Raw genomic sequence first — 5,474 nt, 5'->3', positions numbered from 1 at the left:
AATCAGGATCTCGGCACGCTTGCGATAGCGCACGAACTTCTTCAGCTCATCCGGGTTGTCCGCGACGAACGTGGTGACGCCATAGCGGAGCGCGTCGCGAATGTCGCTGTCACGCTTGATCGGATGCGTATGAATACAGCGGCTGGGCGCGATGCCCTGCTGCTTCACCAGCTCCACTTCGCCGGTGGTGGCGAGGTCGAAATACGCACCTTCGTCGCGCAGGCACGACACCACGGCGGCGTGCGGCAGCGGCTTGAGGGCGTAGTGCAGGTCGACACCGGGCAGCGCGGCCTTGAGGGCGCGGTACTGCCTACGGACCTGTTCACAATCCACCACCAATAATGGAGAGCCAAAACGGGCGACGAGCGCACGGATTTCAGTTTCCGTCAGGGCGGAGGAATCGAAGGAATGAGCCGGAGAAACGGCAAGCGACTGCTTGGCTGCGCGGGGCAACACCTGTTGGGCACCTCTCAAAAAGCTGCGAACACTTAACCAACCAACAAGAGCGACAGAATTCTTTAACGTCTGAAGCTCTCACAAGTTCTGGTCGAGCGGCACTGCAGCTTACGCGTGGTGCTCTCTTACACAGGCCGGCGCGAAATGTAGCAAAAATGTCCGGCGATGCAAGAAGCGCGTCACAGAATTTAATCCCCCGGGGATAAAAAATTTCGGTCACGCGAGTTGGCTCACGCCTGCGAGCGCTCTTTGCGCCACTGTTACGCCCGAAAGTCCCCGTTGGATTCAACTTCATGACCGCCACGACAGACACGCGCAAAGAGCTGGAAGCGCTGCTGAAGAGCCGCGTGCCGCTGATCGTCGTCGAGACGCGCGACGAGCCGCGCGCGCTCGCCCTGCTCGCCTCGCTGGCGCCCAAACTCTCCTCTCCCGCGCACACGCCGGTGTTTCAGTGGACTGTCACGGAAGGTTTGCGCCGGCTCGACATTAGTTTGGGCGGCGCGCAGCAACACAATGCCGAGCCGTCGGCGGTGCTGAAATCCATGCGCGCCACGCCAGCCGCCGGCGTGTATGTCTTGCTCGACTTTCACCCGTTTCTCACCGACCCGGTGAACGTAAGGTTATTGAAAGACATTTGTCAGGACTATGACCGCGTCGCCCGCCACGTCGTGCTGATCAGCCACGAGATTCAGCTGCCGCGCGAGCTCGAACACTTCTGCGCGCGGCTCAGCCTGGCGTTCCCCGATCGCGCCGAGCGGCACGCCATCGTCGAGCGCGTCGCCGCCGACTGGACGCGCGCGTACGGCCAGCGCGTCAAGACGGATCGCAAGTCGCTCGAGTTGCTGGTGGAAAATCTCGGCGGGTTGTCGACCGGCGACACCGAGCGGCTGGCGCGCAAGGTGATCTTCGACGACGGCGCACTGCTGCCGACGGATCTGCCGGCGGTCATGCAGGCGAAATATGAATTGTTAAATCGCGGCGGCGTGCTCGCGTTCGAGTACGACACCGCGCAGTTCGCCGATCTCGGCGGCATGGCGCGGCTGAAGGAGTGGCTACGCTTGCGCAAGCCCGCCTTCGACGGCAGCGCGCCGCAGCTGGAGGCGCCCAAAGGCTTGCTGCTGCTCGGCGTTCAGGGTTGTGGCAAGAGTGTCGCGGCGAAGTGCGCCGCCGGCATCTACGGCGTGCCCCTGCTCCGGCTGGACTTCGCTGCCATCCACAACAAGTACATCGGCGAGTCGGAGCGCAATCTGCGCGAGTCACTGGCGACGGCGGAGACCATGTCGCCGTGCGTGCTGTGGATCGACGAGATCGAGAAAGGCGTGTCGGTCGGCGATGGCGACAGCGGCACGTCGCGTCGGCTGCTCGGCACCTTCCTCACCTGGCTCGCAGAGAAGAAGACGAAGGTGTTCGTGGTGGCGACCGCCAACGACATTTCCTCGCTGCCCCCCGAGCTGGTACGTAAGGGTCGGCTGGACGAGATTTTTTTCGTCGACCTGCCGAGCGTGGCGGTTCGCGAAGACGTGCTTCGGATTCACTCGAAGAAGCGGAACCTGAATCTCGCTGACAACCACGTGCGGCAACTGGCCACGGCCTGCGACGGTTTCTCCGGCGCGGAGATCGAGCAGGCGGTGGTGTCAGCCGTTTACGCCGCGCACGCCGCTGGCGGAACAGCCAGCGCTGCACACGTCCTTCAGGAGATCCGCGCCACCCGGCCGCTGTCGGTCACCATGGCGGAGAAAATCGCCGAGCTGCGGGAGTGGGCGTCCGAGCGCACCGTGCCCGCCGACTGAGCTCGCCAGCGGCTGAGCCGCACTCAGGGCAGCACCGGCAACACCAGGTGCGACGGTCCCTCGGCCGAGTAACACACCCGCTGCGTCGCCTTGACGTAATCCTCCGGCCGGGCGCGATAGATGCTGTCCACGAAGGTTTGCGGGTTGCGGTCGATGTACGGGAAGAACGAGCTCTGCACGTGCACGCGGATGCGATGCCCCTTCTTGAAGGTGTGGAACTTGTCGACGATGTCGAAGCGGATCGGTGTGACCTCGCCCGCCCGCATCGGCTCCGGCGTCTCGAAACTGTTCCGATAGCGACCGCGCATCAGGTCCATGCCCACCAGCTGCTGATACCCAGGTAACTGCGCCGCCGTGCCAGGGTGCACGTCGATGACTTTGACCACCCAATCCGAGTCCGTGCCGGTCGTCGACGCGAACAGCCGCACGCCGATGGGCCCAGCGATGGTCACATCTTCCTGCAACGGTTCAGTCTGAAAGCCGAGCACGTCCGGGCGCGTCGCATCCAGGCGCTGATCGGCGATGCGCCAGGTGTCGCCGGTGGTGAAGGCAATCGCGCTCTCATGCGGCACCGGTTTCGCCGGATCGCTGATGTAGTCGGCGCAAGCACTGGCAGCCTTCCCCGTCGGAACATCGAACGACAGCGCGTGGTCGGCTTGCATGTACAGCTTGCGTGACGACACAGCCTGCGGTGGCCACTGGTCGAAGCGATGCCAGGCGTTATTGCCGGTTTCGAACATCACTGCCTCGGGCGCCGACCAATCGCCCTGCTGTTTCAGGTGCCGCTGAAAAAATGGAAAGACGATTTGCTCACGGTAGTAGTCCGCGGTCTTGGCGCCGAAGTCGACATCGCCGAGCTTCGAGCCATCGTCGGAACGCCAACCGGCGTGTCGCCACGGCCCGGCGACGACAGTGTTCTGATTGCGAGGATTGCGCTTCTCGATCTCCTTGTACGTCGCCATGCTGCCGTACGGGTCGGCGGTGTCGAACCAGCCCAGCACGTTCAGCGTCGGCAACTGGATGCGATCCAGAATGCTCAGCGCATTCCGGCGCTGCCAATAGGCGTCGTAGTTGGGATGCTCGATGACCTCGTCCCATTGTTTGTTGAGCGTGCCGCCGAAGTACTTGCGGTTGATCTGGTCGACCGGCCCGGCGTTTAGAAAGAACTCATAGCTCCACGGCGTGCCGTAGTCGAAGCGCTCGATCTTGCGTTCTGCATCCTCGAAGCGGGCCGCACCGGAATCGGTAACGTACTTCACCCAGCCGAGGATGGCCTGCACGAACGCGCCGTTGTGATGGAAGTCATCGCCGATGAACGCATCCGCCGTGGTCGCCTGCGGTGACGCCGCCTTGAGCGCGGGATGCGGGTCGATCATGCCCATCACGGTCTGCCAGCCATCATGCGAAATGCCCCACAAACCGACGCGGCGATTGTGGTGACGTAGATGGCCGATCAGCCAGTCGATGCTGTCGTAGCTATCGGTGGACTCATCGGTGCCCTGCTTGCCGATGCGCAGCGGGCGATAGTTTTCCCACTCGCCTTCCGACTTGTAGCGGCCGCGCACCGTCTGCAACACGAAGATGTAGCCCTCGCGCAGAAACGCATCGCCCGGCGCCAGCTTCTCCGCCGCATGCATGCGGCCGGCGCCATAAGGCGCGATGTTGTACGGCGTGCGTCGCAGGAGGATGGGATAGCGCCGCGACGTGTCTTTGGGGGTGTAGACGATGGTGTACAGCTTGACGCCGTCGCGCATCGGGATCTGGTACTCGGCCTTGTCATAGTGGGCCTGAACGTCGAACGCCGCCTCGCCGGCGACGCTCGCAGTCATCCACAGCACGGCTGTCATGCCGATCAGACTCAGTACCGCTTTCATGGCTCAGCCCTGTAAGTAGCGCGCATACCAGGCGAGGTAGCGCTCGAGCAGATCGCGTCGCACGCTGCTTTTGCCGATGCGATGAGTCTCGTTCGGATAGATAACCAACTGCGTCGGCGTACCGAGCGACTTCAACGCCTGATACATCTGCTCGCTGCCGGCCACGGGCACGTTGAAGTCGTTCTGGCCGCTCACATACAACGTCGGCGTACGAATTCGATTCGCACTGAAGAATGGATAGGACAGATCCAGCCACTGCTGCGGGTTGTCCCAAGGCCGGGCCAGCTCGGCATCCAGCTGCACGATGTGTTCGCTGGTGCCGTAATGACTGAGCAGATTGCCGAACCCTGCGCCGGAGATCGCCGCCTTGAAGCGAGTGTCCTTGGCAATGATGTAGTTGGTGAGGATGCCGCCATAGCTCCAGCCGCCGACCCCGAGCCGGTCTGGATCGGCGATGCCTTGGGCGACCAGGTAATCGACGCCCGCCAGTACATCGGTGCGGTCCTTGTTACCCCAGTCAGCATGAATGCCGCGACCGAACTCGACACCGCGGCCCGAGCTGCCTCGATAATTGACCTGCAAAACGACGTAGCCGCGAGCGGCGAACAACTGCATATCCAAATAGAACCCGAAGCCGTCGCGGGCATAGGAGCCGCCATGAATCCAGGTGATGAGCGGGTATTTCTGCCCTGCTCGGTAGCCCGGCGGCTTGATCAGCAAAGCATGTACCGGCACACCATCGACGCCGCTGAACTCAATGCGCTCGGCGGCGCCGAACTCGACGTTCTGCAGCCAATCGCGATTGTGATGCGTGAGTTGGCGTAGCCGGCCCTGCTCCCACGCGTAGATCTCTTTCGGCGTGTGCGAATCGGTGATCAGCACGGCGGTGCGCTTCGCCGCTCGCGAGAAACTGCCGACAGTTCGGTCACCCGCGATCAGCCGCTGCACCGGCCCGCCACCGATGGCCACTCGGCCAAGCTGACCTGACAGCGAGTCCGCGATCAAGAAGTCGACGAAGCGTCCGTCTTCGCTAAAGCGCGGCAACGTCGTATCGCGATCCAACGCCGCGGTAGGCAACACCACGTGGCCACCGTTCAGCGGCGCAATGGCAATCTGCTGAAACGGATACTGCGAATATTTGGTCGGCGTGCCTTGCGCGTAAGCCACGCGTCGACCGTCCGGGCTCCACGCGATGGGGCCGTAGTCGGCGCCTTCGAACGTCGAGATCTGCCTCGGCGTCGAGCCGGCACGCGCAGCGACCACCCAGATGTCGGTGTTGTCGTGCCGATCCCAGTCCGGCTGACGATTGCTGACGAAGGCGATCTGCGCTCCGTCCGGCGACCACGCCGGCGAC

The 5,474-nt window shown here is 63.1% G+C and carries 3 protein-coding genes and 1 pseudogene; 1 reads left to right on the top strand and 3 read right to left on the bottom strand.

Annotated elements, in window-relative coordinates; translation table 11 throughout:
- Positions 1–390: pseudogene (locus JNL55_RS00035) on the bottom strand (type III PLP-dependent enzyme); the annotation flags it as partial.
- 413 nt (positions 391–803) lie between these two features.
- Between JNL55_RS00035 and JNL55_RS00030 the strand changes: the two are divergent.
- Positions 804–2,246, top strand: coding sequence for an AAA family ATPase (locus JNL55_RS00030; RefSeq protein ID WP_293848040.1), 1,443 nt, complete (start codon positions 804–806; stop codon positions 2,244–2,246).
- Between the two features lie 23 nt (positions 2,247–2,269).
- On the opposite strand, the gene JNL55_RS00025 is transcribed toward JNL55_RS00030, so the two are convergent.
- Positions 2,270–4,120 carry a CocE/NonD family hydrolase gene (locus tag JNL55_RS00025; protein WP_293848039.1) on the bottom strand — a complete coding sequence of 617 codons (1,851 nt, stop codon included), beginning with the start codon at positions 4,118–4,120 and terminating at the stop codon, positions 2,270–2,272.
- Between the two features lie 3 nt (positions 4,121–4,123).
- A partial coding sequence (locus JNL55_RS00020) for a S9 family peptidase (protein WP_293848038.1) occupies positions 4,124–5,474 on the bottom strand: 1,351 nt, incomplete at its 5' end.

It is taken from the genome of Steroidobacter sp., assembly GCF_016790065.1.
Classification (GTDB): Bacteria; Pseudomonadota; Gammaproteobacteria; order Steroidobacterales; family Steroidobacteraceae; genus Steroidobacter.
The sequence above is the reverse complement of the archived record's forward strand: the minus strand, read 5'-3'. Positions and strand labels throughout refer to the sequence as shown.

Bases quoted from the DNA above. Each gene is read 5' to 3' on its own strand.
- JNL55_RS00025 (WP_293848039.1), bottom strand. From the start codon at position 4,120: ATGAAAGCGGTACTGAGTCTGATCGGCATGACAGCCGTGCTGTGGATG.